The sequence below is a fragment of the Streptomyces lancefieldiae genome (assembly GCF_031845825.1).
Lineage (GTDB): Bacteria > Actinomycetota > Actinomycetes > Streptomycetales > Streptomycetaceae > Streptomyces > Streptomyces lancefieldiae.
The window spans coordinates 1-1,172 of sequence record NZ_JAVRFH010000227.1; the positions used below are offsets into that span (position 1 = coordinate 1).

General features: G+C 68.4%; 2 protein-coding genes. One reads left to right on the forward strand and one right to left on the reverse strand.

Features of this window, described 5'->3' with window-relative positions:
• Positions 1–86: 86 nt before the first annotated feature.
• A complete protein-coding gene (locus RM812_RS41790) occupies positions 87–263 on the forward strand; it encodes a hypothetical protein (RefSeq protein WP_311586191.1) in 177 nt (58 codons plus the stop codon).
• Positions 264–383: 120 nt separating this feature from the next.
• Here RM812_RS41790 and RM812_RS41795 read toward each other — a convergent pair whose 3' ends face one another.
• Positions 384–1,001, reverse strand: coding sequence for a hypothetical protein (locus tag RM812_RS41795; protein WP_311586193.1), 618 nt, complete (start codon positions 999–1,001; stop codon positions 384–386).
• Between the last annotated feature and the right edge of the window lie 171 nt (positions 1,002–1,172).

A 1,172-nucleotide genomic window follows, 5' to 3' on the forward strand; every position in this document is an offset into this window, starting at 1 on the left:
GGCCTCGTGCGGCATTGGCCAACGTCTGCAAAAGCCTCTCGTATACAACGGCAGCTGCCGCCCACCACAATCACGCTGCCTAGCCGATGGCCCCTTTGTATCCACAGGCCGCCACGATCACCCGCGGTTCGGACACGAGCACCGCGTTCACCCAGTGGATCACCGTCGGCCTGGAGGACCCCGGTGCCGACGACCGGGACATCGCAGTCGTGGTGAAGGACGGGGACCGCACGGTCCGTCAGGTGCAGCTGGGCAATCCCTAGCCGTCCCTATGGAACAGGGCGGCGCGGCCGGTGACGGTCGGATACAAGACCATCACCGGCAAGACGTATGGGCCTTCGTGGAGTATCCGAACGGTACTTGCCGGTAGTGGCTGTCCTGGATCATGGTCCGGCTGCGCCGAGGGTGCTGACGCGGTTCTCGTACTCGCGGCGGACCTTGCGCTGGGCCGGGACGACCGGCAGGTCGTGGGCGCCATCGAGGAGGTGGCATCGGGCCAGGAGCCCGCGGTGTACCGCAGACACGGCGCTGATACGCAGCGTATAGCCCTGGCCGCGCCGTACGGTCACCCCGTGGTCGAGCGTGGCCCGCTCAGTGGGCTCCGGCTCGGTGGCGCGAAGGAAGTCGGCGACCTTGCCTGGCATGTCGAGCGTGACCGGCAGCTCCGGGGCCGGGGCGTCCTCCTCGGTGGCGGTGTGGTCGGGCAGAAGGTAGGCGACGCCCGTGCGGATGGCGCTGCGGTTGACGCCGTGTTCGCGGGCGAGGGCGGCAATGGAGCGGCCCTCCAGGTATGCGGTGCGCACGTCGGTGGTCTTGTCGGCCGGGGCGGCGGGGCGGCGTCCGCCCTTGCTGCCCCTGGCCTCGGCGGCGTGCAGCCCGTCGTACGTCAGCTCGCGCTGGAGATCGCGCTGAAGTTCACCGGCGGCGGCGAGGGTCTGCACCATAGACTTCACGGTGGACAGCGGCTCGCCGGTACGCGGGTGGCGGGCGGTGAGATCCATCGCGGAGAACGCGCCGTCATGGATGCGCAGTTGCTTTCGCGCGGCGGCGGGCCGAACTTGCTGGGCTTACACGAAAACAAGACACTCCCCGATGATTCTTCGCGCGACTGGTTGCTGCAAGCTGCCGCGTGTGGCGGGGATCGTGGGCGCACATGATGCTTTTCATTCCTT

What these genes read in the sequence shown, in the direction of transcription:
- RM812_RS41795 (WP_311586193.1), bottom strand. Translation starts at nt 1,001, where the DNA reads ATGGATCTCACCGCCCGCCACCCGCGTACCGGCGAGCCGCTGTCCACC.
- RM812_RS41790 (WP_311586191.1), top strand. Translation starts at nt 87, where the DNA reads ATGGCCCCTTTGTATCCACAGGCCGCCACGATCACCCGCGGTTCGGAC.